Annotated in this window: 12 protein-coding genes; 9 read left to right on the forward strand and 3 right to left on the reverse strand. The window is 72.3% G+C overall.

The genetic code is table 11. The features are described 5' to 3' along the window. Positions 1 to 30: 30 nt before the first annotated feature. From ACF1G2_RS07640 to ACF1G2_RS07655, 4 genes are all read left to right on the forward strand, one after another. The gene (locus ACF1G2_RS07640) at positions 31 to 1,092 is read left to right on the forward strand and encodes a helix-hairpin-helix domain-containing protein (RefSeq protein ID WP_391797371.1); all 1,062 of its coding nucleotides are present in this window, start codon (positions 31 to 33) and stop codon (positions 1,090 to 1,092) included. Beyond that, positions 1,089 to 3,653, forward strand: coding sequence for a ComEC/Rec2 family competence protein (locus tag ACF1G2_RS07645; protein ID WP_391797372.1), 2,565 nt, complete (start codon positions 1,089 to 1,091; stop codon positions 3,651 to 3,653). Before ACF1G2_RS07640 ends, ACF1G2_RS07645 begins: the two co-directional genes overlap by 4 nt. 73 nt (positions 3,654 to 3,726) lie before the next feature. Beyond that, positions 3,727 to 4,377: a winged helix-turn-helix domain-containing protein gene (locus tag ACF1G2_RS07650; protein ID WP_391797373.1), complete on the forward strand. Its 651-nt coding sequence runs from the start codon at positions 3,727 to 3,729 to the stop codon at positions 4,375 to 4,377. A 3-nt stretch (positions 4,378 to 4,380) separates the two neighbouring features. Beyond that, positions 4,381 to 5,643, forward strand: coding sequence for an MFS transporter (locus ACF1G2_RS07655; RefSeq protein ID WP_391797374.1), 1,263 nt, complete (start codon positions 4,381 to 4,383; stop codon positions 5,641 to 5,643). A gap of 23 nt (positions 5,644 to 5,666) precedes the next feature. Here the strand turns inward: ACF1G2_RS07655 and ACF1G2_RS07660 are convergent, their stop codons facing one another. Next, positions 5,667 to 6,149 (reverse strand): pyridoxamine 5'-phosphate oxidase family protein, encoded by a 483-nt coding sequence (locus ACF1G2_RS07660; protein WP_391797375.1) that lies wholly within the window; start codon positions 6,147 to 6,149, stop codon positions 5,667 to 5,669. A gap of 115 nt (positions 6,150 to 6,264) precedes the next feature. Between ACF1G2_RS07660 and ACF1G2_RS07665 the strand changes: the two genes are divergently transcribed. Then, the gene (locus ACF1G2_RS07665; protein ID WP_391797376.1) at positions 6,265 to 7,218 is read left to right on the forward strand and encodes an arylamine N-acetyltransferase; all 954 of its coding nucleotides are present in this window, start codon (positions 6,265 to 6,267) and stop codon (positions 7,216 to 7,218) included. 15 nt (positions 7,219 to 7,233) lie between these two features. Here the strand turns inward: ACF1G2_RS07665 and ACF1G2_RS07670 are convergent, their stop codons facing one another. Beyond that, positions 7,234 to 7,494, reverse strand: a complete 261-nt coding sequence (locus ACF1G2_RS07670) for a hypothetical protein (protein WP_391797377.1) — start codon at positions 7,492 to 7,494, stop codon at positions 7,234 to 7,236. A gap of 38 nt (positions 7,495 to 7,532) precedes the next feature. Here ACF1G2_RS07670 and holA point away from each other — a divergent pair, with 38 nt between their 5' ends. Next, the gene (holA, locus tag ACF1G2_RS07675) at positions 7,533 to 8,519 is read left to right on the forward strand and encodes a DNA polymerase III subunit delta (protein ID WP_391797378.1); all 987 of its coding nucleotides are present in this window, start codon (positions 7,533 to 7,535) and stop codon (positions 8,517 to 8,519) included. A gap of 354 nt (positions 8,520 to 8,873) precedes the next feature. On the opposite strand, the gene rpsT is transcribed toward holA, so the two are convergent. Then, positions 8,874 to 9,140, reverse strand: coding sequence for a 30S ribosomal protein S20 (gene rpsT, locus ACF1G2_RS07680; RefSeq protein ID WP_137989361.1), 267 nt, complete (start codon positions 9,138 to 9,140; stop codon positions 8,874 to 8,876). A 185-nt stretch (positions 9,141 to 9,325) separates the two neighbouring features. On the opposite strand from rpsT, the gene lepA reads away from it, so the two are divergent. From lepA to hemW, 3 genes are all read left to right on the forward strand, one after another. Continuing rightward, on the forward strand, positions 9,326 to 11,197 hold the full coding sequence (lepA, locus tag ACF1G2_RS07685) for a translation elongation factor 4 (RefSeq protein ID WP_391797379.1): 1,872 nt from the start codon (positions 9,326 to 9,328) through the stop codon (positions 11,195 to 11,197). Positions 11,198 to 11,425: 228 nt separating this feature from the next. Beyond that, a complete protein-coding gene (locus ACF1G2_RS07690; protein ID WP_391797380.1) occupies positions 11,426 to 13,300 on the forward strand; it encodes an AMP-dependent synthetase/ligase in 1,875 nt (624 codons plus the stop codon). A 105-nt stretch (positions 13,301 to 13,405) separates the two neighbouring features. Next, a complete protein-coding gene (gene hemW, locus ACF1G2_RS07695) occupies positions 13,406 to 14,608 on the forward strand; it encodes a radical SAM family heme chaperone HemW (RefSeq protein WP_391797381.1) in 1,203 nt (400 codons plus the stop codon). Positions 14,609 to 14,699: the final 91 nt, after the last annotated feature.

A 14,699-nucleotide genomic window follows, 5' to 3' on the forward strand; every position in this document is an offset into this window, starting at 1 on the left:
ATTCGGACGGATGTGCCTACCGTCCTGTCCATGGCTCTTCGCACACATCTCGCATCCCGTCCGCCGACGCGTGACTCCGCGCGTCGCATCACTCGTCCTGCCGCGTCCAGCGGTCCCGGCCGCGCGCCCGGATCGGACGGGCGCATCCGTGTCCGCGGGCGCGGTTCGCCCCCGACGAGGCCTCTCACCGACCGAGGCCGGGCACGGCGGAGAAGCGCGGTCGCGGTGAACGGCGCCGCCGTACGGCGCCGGGGAGAGGCGCTGTTCCTCGACGCGGCCGGGCCCGCGGCTTCGCCGCAGTCGTCGCCATCGCCGTCGCCCCCGCCGGAGTGGGGCGCGCAGGAGGTCGTCGAGGCGCCACCGGGCCACCCGGGCGAGAGGGTGGCCGCCGGGCGGTGGGAGCGGCTGCGGCTCGCGCTGAGCGAGCGGTTACCGGTCTGGGTCCAGTCCCGGTGCGGCCTGGAACCGAGGACGCTCGCCGCGCTCTCCGTGGTGCTCGTCGTCGCCGCCGGGGTCGCCGGTCGGTACTTCTGGACCGGGCGGCCGGAGGCCGTCAGGGCGCCGGAGATCGTGCGGGCGGCTCCGATGCCGGAGGCCGGGGCGTCCCCCGTGGTCCCGGCGGCGCCGACGAGCGCGGCACCGCCCACGGGCGTCGTGGTCGATGTGAGCGGCAAGGTGCGACGGCCCGGGGTGCTGACCCTGCCGGCCGGGTCGCGGGTCGCCGACGCGCTGCGGGCGGCCGGCGGAGTCCGTCCGGGGACGGATCTCACCCACCTCAACCGCGCCCGGATCCTCATGGACGGAGAGCAGGTCGCCGTCGGAGTGCCGGCGGCCGCGGTCGTGGGTGGCGGTGGTGCGGGCGTGGGCACGGGGCCGGGCGCCGCTGCGGGTACGCGGGCGGCGCCGCTGAGTCTCAACGCGGCGACGGTCGAGCAGCTCGACACCCTGCCCGGGGTCGGGCCGGTACTGGCCCAGCACATCGTCGACCACCGTACGGAGCACGGCGGGTTCCGGTCGGTCGCCGAGCTGCGCGAGGTCAACGGCATCGGAGAGCGCCGGTTCGCGGACCTGTCACCCCTGGTCCGGCCATGAGCGCGCCCAAGCCGCCCCACGCGCCGGACGTGCGCGGTGTGCCCGTCGAGCCCGGTGTGCTCGAGGCGGACGAGGCGGACGAGGCGGACGAGGCGGACGAGACGGGTGAGGCGACCGGGCGTGGGCGAAGGCCTGAGGAGGGGCCGGTCGACCTCCGACTCGTGCCACCGGCGCTGGCGGCGTGGGGAGCGGCGGCGTGGGCGGTGGGGGCGGCCGGGTGGTGGGTGGTCGCGGGGGTGCTGGTCTGTCTGGCGGTGGCCGCTGCCCTTCTGGTGGCTCTCCGGGTGCGGCCCGGCTGGGCGCTGCGGGCCACCGCGGGCGGTGCCGTGCTGCTCTGCGCAGCCGCCGGTGCCGCTTCGGGCGGGTTCCAGGCGGCGGACCTGCGCCGCGGGCCGGTGCCCGGCCTCGCGGAGGAGTACGCCCGGGCGAGGGCGGAGGTGACGGTCACCTCCGACCCACGGCTCACCCGGGCCCGGATCCGGGGCGACAGGGCGGCGCCGGTCTCCGTCGTGCTGGACGCGGAGGTGAGCCGGATCGAGGTGAGGGGCGGAGTCGCGCACCGGACCAGGACTCCGGTCCTGGTGGTCGTGCCGGCCGGGGAGGCCCAGCGGGAGTGGCTGCGGCTGCTGCCCTCGACCCGGCTGCGGATCGCCGCACGGCTCGCGCCCCCGATGCACCCGGATGACCGGTTCGCGGCGGTGTTCCGGGTGCACGGGGCCGGACCACCCTGGATCACGGGGCCGCCGAACGCCGCGCAGCGCACGGCGGGGAAGCTGCGGGCGGGGTTGCGTCGCGCGACGGAGGACCTTCCTCCGGACGCCCGGGCGCTGTTGCCCGGCCTGGTCGTCGGCGACACCTCGCGGATCGAACCGGAGCTGAGCGACGCCTTCGAGGCCACGGATCTCACCCATCTTCTGGCCGTCTCCGGCTCCAACCTCACGATCGTGCTGCTCCTGCTCATCGGACGGCCGGGTACGGCGATGCGGGCGGAACGCGGTGGGCTCGCGCCTCGGCTCGGGCTCTCGCTGCGGTCCACCGCCGTCGTCGGGGGAGGGCTGACGCTCGCCTTCGTCGTCGTGTGCCGACCGGATCCGAGCGTGCTGCGGGCGGCGGCCTGCGGCGCGGTCGCCCTGCTCGCCATCGGCACGGGCCGCCGCAGGTCGCTCGTCCCCGCGCTGGCCGCGGCGGTGCTGGTCCTGGTGCTCTACGACCCGTGGCTCGCGCGGAGTTACGGATTCCTGCTCTCGGTCCTGGCCACCGGTGCGCTGCTGACCGTCGCGCCGCGCTGGAGCGATGCGCTGCGGCGGCGCGGGGTGCCGGGGAGGATCGCCGAGGCGCTGGCGGCGGCCCTGGCCGCCCAGGCGCTGTGCGCGCCCGTGGTGGTGGTCTTCGCCGCCCGGGTGAGCCTGGTCGCGATCCCCTGCAACGTGCTCGCCGAGTTGGCCGTGGCGCCGGCCACGGTGCTGGGCTTCGCCGCGCTCGCGCTGGCCCCGGTCTCGCTGCCGGCGGCGGAGCTGGTGGCGAGGGTCGCGGCCTGGCCCGCCGGGTGGGTCGCCGGCGTGGCCCGGGCCGGTGCCTCCCTGCCCGGGGCGGAGACGGAGTGGCCCGGCGGATGGTGGGGCGCGCTGCTGCTGGCGGGTGTCTTCGGCCTGGTGGTGTTCGGAGCCTGGAGGCTGCCCTTCCGGCGGAGGATCGCAGCGGGCTGTGTCGCCCTGCTGTTCCTCGCGGTGGTGAGGCCGCCGCCGCTGACCCGGCTGGTCAGCGGCTGGCCGCCGCCGGACTGGTCGTTCGCGATGTGCGAGGTGGGGCAGGGCGACGCGACGGTGCTGGCCGCCGGTGGTGGTGCGGCGGTGGTCGTGGACGCGGGGCCCGACCCGGTCCTGGTGGACCGGTGTCTGCACGATCTCGGGGTCAGCATGGTTCCCCTGGTGGTGCTGACGCACTTTCACGCGGACCATGTCGCGGGGCTGCCCGGGGTGCTGCGCGGGCGCGCGGTCGGGGCGATCCAGACGACGGGGCTCGAAGAGCCCCCAGGGCAGGCGGCGTTCGTGCGCCGCACGGCCGCGGAGGCGGGAGTGCCCGTGGTCCGGGCCGGGACCGGAGAGCGAAGACGCCTGGGCCCGCTGGAGTGGCAGGTGCTGTGGCCGCGGGCGCGGGCCGACGGGGTGGGGGCGGAGGAGTCGGGGCCGAACGACGCCAGTGTGACGCTGCTCGTCCGGACCGGGCGCAGGCTGCGGCTGCTGCTCCTGGGAGACCTCGAACCGCCGTCCCAGCGAGGCCTGTTGCGGGCGTACCCGGGGATCGGTCCGGTGGACGTGCTCAAGGTCGCCCATCACGGTTCCGCCCATCAGGATCCCGGGCTGATACGGGCGGTCAGACCGCGGCTGGCGCTGGTGTCGGCCGGCCGGGACAACCCGTACGGCCACCCCTCGCCCCGGACGGTCGAGGCGTTGCGGGCGGCGGGCGCCGAGGTGCTGCGGACGGATCGGGACGGCGCGATCGCGGTGACGGGGGCAGGGGCGGGGCTGCTGGCCGTGCCGAGCGCGCGACGACGCCCGTGAACGACGCGCTTGCGAACGACACGCAGGTAAAGAAACGCTTGTAAAGGAGTCTTTCTAAAGATAGCTTTACATCATGTCGGAGCATGAGACAGCGGCCACGCCGCCCGGCGACGAGCAGCCGCGCAGCATCAGCCTCACGGACGCCCGCGCCCTGCGGGCCTACGCCCACCCCACGCGGATGACCCTGGTCGGTCTGCTGCGCCGGAGCGGGCCCTTCACCGCGACCCGGGCGGCCGAGCTGACCGGGGAGTCGGTGGCCAGCTGCTCGTACCACCTGCGGATACTCGCCAAGTACGGGCTGGTGGAGGAGGCGCCGGGCGGCCGGGGGAGGGAGAAGCCCTGGCGCGCGACCGCCCGGTACACCGAATGGCCGGGCGACAGCGAGGACGCCTCCGTCGCGGAGGCGGCGGACGCCCTGAGCGTCGCGATCGCCGAGCGGTACTTCGAGCGGGTCCTGCGGGCCATGGAGGACCGGCACCGGCTGCCCAGGGAGTGGCGGGAGGCCGAGATGTTCGGCGACTCCCTGCTCCACCTCACGCCGGACGAGCTGGCCACCTTCAGCCGGCGGGTCGACGAGTTGCTGCAGCCGTACGAGGACCGCGCGGGCGACGCGTCGCTGCGGCCCGAAGGGGCCCGGCCGGTCAGCGTGCTGCGGATCGCGTATCTGGACCGAGAGATTCCCGAGGAGATCCCCGATCTCCTCCACGAAGACGATGAGGAGTGAGGGATGAGACTGACGGAACGCATACCCGCGCTGCTGCGGGAGCGGACCTTCCGGCGGTACTGGACCGGCCAGACCGTCTCGCTCGTCGGCGACCAGATCTCCCTCATCGCGATTCCGCTCGCGGCCGTACTCGTCCTCGGCGCCGACGCCGCGGAGATGAGCTGGCTCAAGACCGCGGAACTGCTGCCCGCGCTGCTGCTCAACCTGCCCTTCGGGGCCTGGGCCGACCGGCAGGCGAAGCGGCGGCGCGCCATGATCGCGGCCGACCTCGCACGGGCCGCGCTGCTGCTGACCCTTCCCGTCGCCTATCTGCTCGACGCCCTCACCCTCGGGCAGCTGTACTTCGTGGCCTTCGGGGTCGGCGCGCTGGCCGTGCTCTTCGAGGCCTGCAACGCCTCGCTGTTCGTGGCGCTGGTCCCGGCCGACCGCTATGTCCAGGCCAACTCACTGGTCAACGGCAGTCGTTCGATGGCCTGGCTGGCGGGTCCCAGCGCGGGCGGTGTACTCGTGCAGATGCTGACGGCGCCCATCGCCCTGGTCGCCGACGCCCTCACCTATCTCGTCTCGGCGGGCTACCTGGCCCGGATCAGACCCGTGGAGCCCCCGCCGGCACCGGGCGGCAAGGGCCACTTCACCGAGGGCCTGCGCTGGCTCGTCCGGGAGCCGTCCATGCGGGCGCTGTTCGCGGCCTCGGGAACGATCCAGTTCTTCAACTACATGTTCCACACGCTGTTCGTGCTCTACGCCACCGTCGAACTGGGCCTCAGCGCCGGCGTTCTCGGCGCCGTGCTCGGCGCGGGAGCGGTGGGAGGGCTGGTCGGCGCCGCATGCAGCGGGGCGGTCGTACGCCGCATCGGGATCGGCCCCTCGATCGTGTTCGGCTTCGTCGGCTTCACCGCGCCGCTGCTGCTCATACCGCTCAGCCAGGGCCCCACCGCCCTCGTCGTCGCGCTGCTGTTCACGGCGGAGTTCCTCTCCTGCGTCGCCGTCATGATCGTCGACATCGCCGCGGCGTCGTGGCAGATGGCGCTGATACCCGAGAGCATCCGGGCCCGGGTGATGGGCGCCTTCCGCACCCTCAACCACGGCTTCCGTCCGATCGGAGCGCTCGCCGCCGGTGTACTCGGCACGGCCCTCGGGCTGCGCCCGACCCTCTGGATCGCCACCGTCGGAGGTCTGTTCGCCGTGCTCTGGCTGCTGCCCTCGCCGCTCGCCCGTACCCGCGAACTGCCCACGCCCGCCCAGGATGCCGTACCCACGGCCTGAGCCCGGCCGGCGCCGGCAGGACGTCAGACCAGCCACTCCCCGGCACGCATCAGCTCCCGCTCCGCCAGTTCGTTCGCCTCGCGCCAGGCTTTCACCGACCTGGGGGTGACACGGAGGTAGACCCAGGCGGGCCGGCCGCGCGGATCCCAGGCCAGCTTGGCCGCGAAGACGTCGGCCGAGGAGGTCGGCAGGTCGGCGCCCTCCACCGCCTCCGCCGTGCCGTCGATCAGCACCACGTCCCGGGTGTGCCCGAGGCTGAGCCTGACCTCGCCCCTCGGGGTGAGATTGCGGGCCGTGGGATTGGTCCGCTTCGTGCAGAGCAGAAGGGTCCCGCGGTCCGGCAGCCCGTCCTGGACGTCCCAGACGAAGGAGAGCGGGACCAGGCACGGTTCGTCGCTGCCGGACGCGGTCGCGACCCAGAGGTCCTCGTCCTGCGTGAGGCGGGTGAGAACGTCCTGCTTGCGCTGCGAGCGGGGACGGGGGAGGGGATGTTCATGATCGGACATGACCCGGACGGTACGGGAGGCGGTGCGGGGACGCCTCGGGCCACGGGCCTCGGGCATCCGACCTAGGACCAGCGCCGCATGGCCGAACCGAGGGGCGCGGCGCCAGACTCGGAGCATGACCACTCATACCCAGCGGGCTTCGGACACGGGGGACACGGCCGACACGGCGGACACGGGGGAGGCGGCGGTCGCCGCGGTCTCGGTGGACGTGCCGGTCGAGGCGTATCTGCGGCGCATCGGAGCGGTCCGACCGGAACGCCCGGACCTGGCCGCGCTGCGCGACCTTCATCTGCGCCACTTGAGGGCGATCCCCTTCGAGAACCTGTCCATCCAGCTCGGCGAGGACATCGTCCTGGAGGAGAAGCCGCTGCTCGACAAGATCGTCGAGGCGGGCAGGGGCGGGTTCTGCTACGAACTCAACTCCACCTTCGCCGTCCTGCTGCGCGAGCTCGGCTTCACCGCCACGCTCCTCCAGGCGCGTGTCGTCGGCAAGGACGGGGTGCTGGGCATCCCGTACGACCACATGGCGGTGCTGGTGGAGACGGCGGAGGAGGGGCGGTGGCTCGTGGACGTCGGATTCGGCGACCACAGCCACCTCCCGCTGGCGCTGGACGAGCGGGGCGACCAGCTCGATCCCGCAGGCACGTTCCGTGTCGTGGAGACCGACGAGGGCGACCTGGACGTGCTGCGCGACGGCGAGCCGCGGTACCGGCTGGAGCGCCGGCCGCGTGTGCTCGCCGACTTCACGGCCGGGGCCTGGTACCACCGCACCTCCCCGGACTCGCACTTCACCCGCTCGCCCATCTGCTCCCGGCTCACCGAGGAGGGACGGATCACCCTCAGCGGCCACAGGCTCGTCACGACCGTGCAGGGCGGGGAGCGGACGGAGCGGCTGCTCGACGGTGAAGGGGAGGTGAGGGCGGCGTACCGGGACCTGTTCGGCATCGAGCTCGCCGAGCTGCCGGCCGTACCGCCGTCACGGGAGCCTGCCGCCGAGGGCGCCGACACGGGCTCCCGCCCGGGCGCCGACCCGGCCTCGGCCCCGGACGGTTCGGACCCGTCCGCGTAAGGGCCGCTCGGCTCGTTACGGTGCCTCCAGCCAGCCTTCGTACTCCGCGGCGAGTTCGTCCAGTGCCGCGGAGTCGAGCCGGCCGTCCGGGTCCTCGACGACGACCAGCCACTGCGCGTCCTCGGCGTCGTCCTCGCCGGCCAGGGCGTCCCGTACGAGCTGGGGTTCATGGGCGACCGCGAAGCGGGCGGGGAGCTCTTCGGCGACCTCCTCGGCGGCGTCGCGGTCGGGCAGTACCAGTACGTGTCGTTCACTCACCTCGCCATTCTGGGGCATGGGGAACGGTGTCAGTGGCCCGTGGGATGCTGGACGCGATGGCCACCAGGAAGAATTCGAACGACGACCTTCTCGCCCCCGTCACGCTCGCCGTGGGCCAGGAGGACCTGCTCCTCGACCGCGCCGTCCAGGAGGTGGTGGCGGCCGCGCGGGCCGCCGACGCCGACACGGACGTACGGGACCTGACCTCCGAGCAGCTCCAGCCCGGGACGCTCGCGGAGCTGACGAGCCCGTCGCTCTTCGCCGAGCGCAAGGTGCTGGTCGTGCGGAACGCGCAGGACCTGTCCGCGGACACGATCAAGGACATCAAGGGTTACCTCGGCGCGCCCATCGAGGAGATCACGCTGGTGCTGCTCCACGCGGGCGGCGTCAAGGGCAAGGGCCTGCTCGACGCGGCGCGCAAGGCGGGTGCCCGGGAGGTGGCCTGCCCGAAGACGACGAAGCCGGCGGAGCGGCTGACGTTCGTACGGCAGGAGTTCCGGGCGCTCGGGCGGTCGGCCACGCCCGAGGCGTGCCAGGCGCTGGTCGACTCGATCGGCAGCGACCTGCGGGAGCTGGCGTCGGCGGTCTCGCAGCTGACGGCGGACGTCGAGGGGACGATCGACGAGGCGGTCGTCGGGCGGTACTACACGGGGCGGGCCGAGGCGTCGTCGTTCAACGTGGCGGACCGTGCGGTGGAGGGGCGGGCGGCGGAGGCGCTGGAGGCGCTGCGCTGGTCGCTCTCGACCGGCGTCCCGCCGGTCCTGATCACCAGCGCGCTGGCGCAGGGTGTCCGGGCGATCGGCAAACTGTCGTCGGCGCGGGGCGGGCGGCCGGCTGATCTGGCGCGGGAGCTGGGGATGCCGCCGTGGAAGATCGACCGCGTGCGGCAGCAGATGCGGGGCTGGACGCCGGACGGGGTGTCGCTGGCGCTGCGCGCGGTGGCCGAGGCGGACGCGGGTGTGAAGGGCGGGGGGGACGACCCGGAGTACGCGCTGGAGAAGGCGGTGGTCGCGGTGGCGCGGGCGGCGAGGCTGCGCCGGTAGGCACGGTGTTGTGCCGGGCGGCGCGGGCGGCGAGGCTGCGCCGGTAGGCACGGTGTTGTGCCGGGTCGATTCCCCCGCCCCACTCCGCCCTCCCCGAGACCCTTCCGGCCCCTTCCGGCCACTTCCGGATCCTTCCGGCGGCCGGGGGGCACTGCCGCAGTCGAACCCGGCGGCCGGGTCCGGGCGCGGCGAAGGCCCCGTGGGCTTCTGGGGAAGAAGCGCGCGGGGCCTTCGGCGTGGTGCTTGGTGGGCTCGTACACGCGTGGCGAACGCGTGTCGCGTACGAGCCCGGGGTGCCGGTTGGGAGCGGGAGAGAGGGCCCGCTGGGTCCCGTCCGGCGTTACATCAGAGAGCTCAGCCCTGCAGAGCGGCAACCTTGGTGGCCAGCGCCGACTTCTTGTTGGCGGCGGCGTTCTTGTGGATGACGCCCTTCGAGACAGCCTTGTCGAGCGCGCGGGAGGCGGCGCGAGAAGCCACGACGGCCTTCTCGACGTCACCCGCGGCGACGGCCTCGCGGGCCTTGCGGATCGCGGTCTTGAGCGAGGACTTGACGGCCTTGTTGCGCAGGCGCGCCTTCTCGTTCGTCTTGTTCCGCTTGATCTGGGACTTGATGTTCGCCACGAAAAGAGCCTTTTCAGGTTCGGTGTTGTTTCTGAGGTGTGCCTCTGCGCTGAGAGGGCGTACGAGACACAGCTGTCCACGGTATCAGGGCCGGTAAGCTCTGCCCAAACCGAGCGGAGCCGCTCACTCGTGGGACCATGGAGCCTACGTATCCAACCGACCATCGCCCCGAGACGAGACCTTGCGTGCCCGCGACTCCTACCCACGTGCCTGAGCCGAGCCGTACCGACCCGGCGTTGATCCGCAATTTCTGCATCATCGCGCACATCGACCACGGCAAGTCCACGCTTGCCGACCGGATGCTCCAGCTGACCGGTGTGGTCGACCAGCGGCAGATGCGTGCCCAGTACCTCGACCGGATGGACATCGAGCGCGAGCGCGGCATCACGATCAAGTCCCAGGCCGTGCGTCTCCCCTGGGCGCCCACCGAGGGCGAGGACCAGGGCAAGACCCACATCCTCAACATGATCGACACCCCCGGGCACGTCGACTTCACCTACGAGGTCTCGCGGTCCCTGGCGGCCTGCGAGGGCACGATCCTGCTGGTGGACGCGGCCCAGGGCATCGAGGCGCAGACCCTCGCGAACCTGTACCTCGCGATGGAGAACGACCTCACGATCGTTCCCGTGCTGAACAAGATCGACCTGCCGGCCGCCCAGCCGGAGAAGTTCTCCGAGGAGCTCGCGAACCTCATCGGCTGCCAGCCCGAGGACGTGCTCAAGGTCTCCGCCAAGACCGGCATGGGCGTCGAGGCGCTGCTCGACCGGGTCGTCGCGAACGTTCCGGCCCCCGTCGGCGTCGCCGACGCCCCCGCCCGCGCGATGATCTTCGACTCCGTCTACGACTCCTACCGCGGTGTCGTGACGTACGTCCGTGTCGTCGACGGCCAGCTCAACAAGCGCGAGCGCATCAGGATGATGTCGACCGGCGCCACCCACGAGCTGCTGGAGATCGGTGTCTCGTCCCCGGAGATGACGCCGTCGGACGGTCTCGGCGTCGGCGAGGTCGGCTACCTCATCACCGGTGTGAAGGACGTCCGCCAGTCCAAGGTCGGTGACACGATCACCTCCCTGAGCAAGGGCGCCACCGAGGCGCTCGGCGGCTACAAGGACCCCAAGCCGATGGTGTTCTCGGGCCTCTACCCGCTGGACGGCTCGGAGTACCCGGACCTCCGTGAGGCCCTCGACAAGCTGCAGCTCAACGACGCCGCGCTGGTCTACGAGCCGGAGACCTCCGCCGCGCTCGGCTTCGGCTTCCGCGTCGGCTTCCTCGGCCTGCTGCACCTGGACGTGATCCGGGAGCGGCTGGAGCGCGAGTTCGGTCTCGACCTGATCGCCACCGCCCCCAACGTGGTCTACCGCGTGACCATGGAGGACGGCAGCGAGCACACGGTCACCAACCCGAGCGAGTTCCCCGAGGGCAAGATCAACGACGTGTACGAGCCCGTCGTACGCGCCACGATCCTCGCCCCGAGCGAGTTCATCGGCGCGATCATGGAGCTCTGCCAGACCCGTCGCGGCACCCTCCTCGGGATGGACTACCTCTCCGAGGACCGGGTGGAGATCCGCTACACCCTCCCCCTCGCCGAGATCGTCTTCGACTTCTTCGACCAGCTGAAGTCCAAGACGCGCGGTTACGCCTCCCTCGACTACGAGCCCACCGGCGAGCAGGCCTCCAGCCTGGTCAAGGTCGACATCCTGCTGCACGGCGACAAGGTCGACGCCTTCTCCGCCGTCACCCACAAGGACGCCGCGTACGCCTACGGTGTGCGGCTCGTCGCCAAGCTGCGCGAGCTCATCCCGCGGCAGGCGTTCGAGGTGCCCATCCAGGCCGCGATCGGCTCCCGGGTCATCGCCCGTGAGACCATCCGCGCCATCCGCAAGGACGTCCTCGCCAAGTGCTACGGCGGTGACATCTCCCGTAAGCGGAAGCTGCTGGAGAAGCAGAAGGAAGGCAAGAAGCGGATGAAGATGGTCGGCTCCGTGGAGGTCCCGCAGGAGGCCTTCATCGCCGTCCTGTCGAGCGACGACTCCGCCGGCGGCAAGAGCAAGAAGTGATCGGCTGTTTAGCTGACTGATACATCGAACGGGTCTCCGCGCGGACGGTGCGGGGGCCCGTTCGGCGTTCGTTCTGTTATCAACCGGGTATGAAGAGGCGGCCACCAGGCTCTTACGCGCCGGACTTCGGCCATCTACGCTGATCCCCGAATCGAAGGTTACTCGCCAGTTAGATACGCACCGCCAGATCGCACCACCCGCAGGCACCGCCGCCGCCCGGAGGACGTCGTGAGCGACACACAGACCTTGATCGAGAACCGGCCGCCCTCCGTGGCGACCCTCTTCCTTGAGCGCGTCGAGCGGACTCCTGATGCGGAGGCCTATCGCTATCCGGTTCCGGCGGTTTCCGGCCAGGGTCCGGACGAGTGGAAGTCGCTCAGCTGGGGGCAGGCCGCCGAGCGGGTCTACGCCATCGCCGCCGGTCTGATCGACCTGGGGGTGCAGGCGGAGGAGCGCGTCGCCCTGGCCTCCTCCACCCGGGTGGAGTGGATCCTCTCCGACCTCGGTGTGATGTGCGCGGGAGCCGCCGTCACCACGATCTACCCGCAGACCAACGCCGAGGAGTCGGCGTTCATCCTCTCCGACTCCGAGTCCAAGGTGCTGATCGCGGAGGACGCGACGCAGGTCGCCAAGGCCCGCGAGACCCGTGCCGACCTGCCCGGTCTCCACCACGTCGTCGTCATCGACCCGACGGGCGTCGAGAGCGACGACTGGGTCCTCTCGCTGGCCGAACTGGAGAAGCGCGGCCAGGCGTACCTGGAGCGGCACGCCGACGCGGTCAAGGAGCGCGTCTCGGCGATCACCGCCGACCAGCTCGCCACCCTCATCTACACCTCGGGCACCACCGGCCGCCCCAAGGGCGTCCGCCTCCCGCACGACAACTGGTCGTACATGGCCAAGGCCATCGCCGCGACCGGTCTCGTCACCGGCGACGACGTCCAGTACCTCTGGCTGCCCCTCGCGCACGTCTTCGGCAAGGTGCTCACCTCCGGCCAGATCGAGGTCGGCCACGTCACCGCCGTCGACGGCCGCATCGACAAGATCATCGTGAACCTGCCGGTGGTCCAGCCGACCTACATGGCCGCCGTGCCCCGGATCTTCGAGAAGGTCTACAACGGCGTCGCCGCCAAGGCGCGCGAGGGCGGCGCGGCCAAGTACAAGATCTTCCAGTGGGCGGCCGGAGTGGCCCGCGAGTACGCCAAGGTCACCCAGGACAACTTCCGCCGCACCGGTACCGCCTCCGCGCCCTTCGGCCTCACCGTGAAGCACAAGGTCGCCGACGCGCTGGTCTACAAGAAGCTCCGCGAGGCCTTCGGCGGCCGTCTCCGCGCCGCCGTATCCGGCTCCGTCGCGCTGGCACCCGAGATCGGCTTCTTCTTCTCCGGCGCGGGCATCCACATCCTGGAGGGCTACGGCCTCACGGAGTCCAGCGCCGCCTCCTTCGTCAACCCGGGCGAGGCCTACCGCACCGGCACGGTCGGCAAGCCGCTGCCCGGCTGCGAGGTCCGGATCGCCGACGACGGCGAGATCCTGCTGCGCGGCCCCGGCATCATGGAGGGCTACCACGGCCTGCCCGAGAAGACGGCCGAGGTCCTGGAGGCGGACGGCTGGTTCCACACCGGGGACATCGGCGAGCTGTCCGCCGACGGCTACCTGCGGATCACCGACCGCAAGAAGGACCTGTTCAAGACCTCCGGCGGCAAGTACATCGCGCCGACCGAGATCGAGGGCCAGTTCAAGGCCGTCTGCCCCTTCGTCTCCAACATCGTCGTCCTCGGCGCCGACCGGAACTACTGCTCCGCTCTCATCGCGCTCGACGAGCCCGCCATCCTCGGCTGGGCCGCGGAGAACGGCCTCGCGGGCAAGGCGTACGCGGAGGTCGTGGCCGCCCCGCAGACCCTGGCGATGGTCCAGGGATACGTGGACCGCCTCAACGAGGGCCTGCAGCGCTGGCAGACGATCAAGAAGTTCCGGCTGCTGCCCCGCGACCTGGACGTGGAGCACGGCGAGCTCACCCCGTCGCTGAAGATGAAGCGGCCGGTGGTGGAGCGGACGTACAAGGACCTGATCGAGGACATGTACGCGGGGGCGCGGGAGGCGTGACCGCTCCGGTCCGGCCGTAGCCGGGGTTATCCACAGGCCGGCGGCCCACCTCGGGCAGTACGGGACAATGGGCTCATGCCTTCCGTACTGCCCGATGGTGAGCCCATGCCCGATGACGGGGCGCTGCCCGCGCACGCCCTGGAAGGGGCCGGGGAGCGGCCGCTCGGGTTCTATCTGCACGTGCCGTACTGCGCGACCCGCTGCGGCTACTGCGACTTCAACACGTACACCGCCAGTGAGCTGCGCGGTGCCGGAGGCGTGCTCGCCTCCCGGGACAACTACGCGGGGCAGGTCGTCGAGGAGATACGCCTCGCCCGGAAGGTGCTCGGCGACGACCCGCGGCCGGTGCGGACGGTCTTCGTCGGCGGCGGTACGCCCACGCTGCTCGCGGCCGGTGATCTCGTACGGATGCTGGGGGCGATCCGGGACGAGTTCGGGCTCGCGGACGACGCCGAGGTGACGACGGAGGCGAACCCGGAGTCGGTGGATCCGGCGTATCTGGCGGAGCTGAGGGCCGGCGGCTTCAACCGGGTGTCGTTCGGGATGCAGAGCGCCCGGCAGCACGTCCTGAAGGTCCTCGACCGTACGCACACCCCGGGCCGGCCCGAGGCGTGCGTCGCGGAGGCGCGGGCGGCGGGCTTCGAGCACGTGAACCTGGACCTGATCTACGGGACGCCGGGGGAGTCCGACGACGACTGGCGCGCGTCGCTGGAGGCGGCGATCGGAGCGGGCCCCGACCACGTCAGCGCGTACGCGCTGATCGTCGAGGAGGGGACGCAGCTGGCGCGCCGGATCCGCCGCGGCGAGGTGCCGATGACGGACGACGACGTGCACGCGGACCGGTACCTGATCGCCGACTCCGTCTTCGCCGAGGCCGGCTTCGACTGGTACGAGGTGTCGAACTGGGCCACGTCGGAGGCCGGGCGGTGCCTGCACAACGAGCTGTACTGGCGCGGCGCCGACTGGTGGGGCGCGGGCCCCGGGGCGCACTCGCACGTGGGCGGGGTGCGCTGGTGGAACGTGAAGCATCCGGGGTCGTACGCGGCGGCCCTCGGCGCCGGGAGGTCGCCGGGCGCCGGGCGGGAGCTCCTCTCGGCGGAGGACCGGCGCGTGGAGCGTGTGCTTCTGGAGCTGCGGCTCCGGGAGGGCTGCCCGCTGGACCTCCTGAAGCCCGACGGCCTCGCGGCGTCCCGTAAGGCCCTCGCGGACGGACTCCTCGCGCCCGGGCCGTACGAGGCGGGGCGCGCGGTCCTGACCCTGCGGGGCCGCCTCCTCGCCGACGCGGTCGTCCGCGACCTGGTGGACTAGGTCCCGGCGTCGCGCCCCGGCGCCGTGCCCTGGCGCCGCGCCTTGGTGCCGCACCCCGGCGCCCGCCTTGGTGCCGCGCCCCGTCGCCGCA

Origin of the sequence: Streptomyces sp. NPDC013457 (genome assembly GCF_043089925.1) — a bacterium.
In the GTDB taxonomy this organism is placed as follows: Bacteria; Actinomycetota; Actinomycetes; order Streptomycetales; family Streptomycetaceae; genus Streptomyces.

What these genes read in the sequence shown, in the direction of transcription:
- ACF1G2_RS07640 (WP_391797371.1), top strand. Translation starts at nt 31, where the DNA reads ATGGCTCTTCGCACACATCTCGCATCCCGTCCGCCGACGCGTGACTCC.
- ACF1G2_RS07645 (WP_391797372.1), top strand. Translation starts at nt 1,089, where the DNA reads ATGAGCGCGCCCAAGCCGCCCCACGCGCCGGACGTGCGCGGTGTGCCC.
- ACF1G2_RS07650 (WP_391797373.1), top strand. Translation starts at nt 3,727, where the DNA reads ATGTCGGAGCATGAGACAGCGGCCACGCCGCCCGGCGACGAGCAGCCG.
- ACF1G2_RS07655 (WP_391797374.1), top strand. Translation starts at nt 4,381, where the DNA reads ATGAGACTGACGGAACGCATACCCGCGCTGCTGCGGGAGCGGACCTTC.
- ACF1G2_RS07660 (WP_391797375.1), bottom strand. Translation starts at nt 6,149, where the DNA reads ATGTCCGATCATGAACATCCCCTCCCCCGTCCCCGCTCGCAGCGCAAG.
- ACF1G2_RS07665 (WP_391797376.1), top strand. Translation starts at nt 6,265, where the DNA reads ATGACCACTCATACCCAGCGGGCTTCGGACACGGGGGACACGGCCGAC.
- ACF1G2_RS07670 (WP_391797377.1), bottom strand. Translation starts at nt 7,494, where the DNA reads ATGCCCCAGAATGGCGAGGTGAGTGAACGACACGTACTGGTACTGCCC.
- holA (WP_391797378.1), top strand. Translation starts at nt 7,533, where the DNA reads ATGGCCACCAGGAAGAATTCGAACGACGACCTTCTCGCCCCCGTCACG.
- hemW (WP_391797381.1), top strand. Translation starts at nt 13,406, where the DNA reads ATGCCCGATGACGGGGCGCTGCCCGCGCACGCCCTGGAAGGGGCCGGG.